Here is a 455-nt window from a genome sequence, read left to right on the forward strand (position 1 = left end):
CTAGTCCCTGCACTACGGAACCACCTCTTAATACTTCCAAATACCCTTTCTACTTTATAGCGCGTCTTAGATACCAATTTATTAAACCGTTTAGCAGCAGGTGATAAAGGATGATTTCTACTACCTTTCTTTTGAATAGCTGATTTTAATTTCTTGTCTTTTAGTAAAATTTCGTTGGGCAAACCGCTATAGCCTTTATCTCCATAGAGCCTGCTTCCTGCTTTTAGGGATACTTTATCCAATAATATAGGTAAATGGGCACCATCATGACTAGATGCTTTTGTAGTAGTGACTGCCAGAACTAAACCTTCTTTACTTTCTACAAGGACATGTCGTTTATACCCATAGTAAAGATTATGACCTTTTTTGGTCCAACTAGCTTCTGGATCTACCCCTTTTTGATAACTATGAGATACCGATATAGTACCATCCTCACGCAAATCATAGCTCTTTTT

At 37.4% G+C, this 455-nt stretch carries 1 protein-coding gene; it reads right to left on the reverse strand.

Annotated features, from left to right (window positions below; all coding sequences use genetic code 11):
- A partial coding sequence (locus ACRRVB_RS05035) for a transposase (RefSeq protein WP_432466104.1) occupies positions 1–455 on the reverse strand: 455 nt, incomplete at both ends.

Source organism: Candidatus Cardinium hertigii (genome assembly GCF_050864855.1).
Classification (GTDB): Bacteria; Bacteroidota; Bacteroidia; order Cytophagales; family Amoebophilaceae; genus Cardinium; species Cardinium hertigii_C.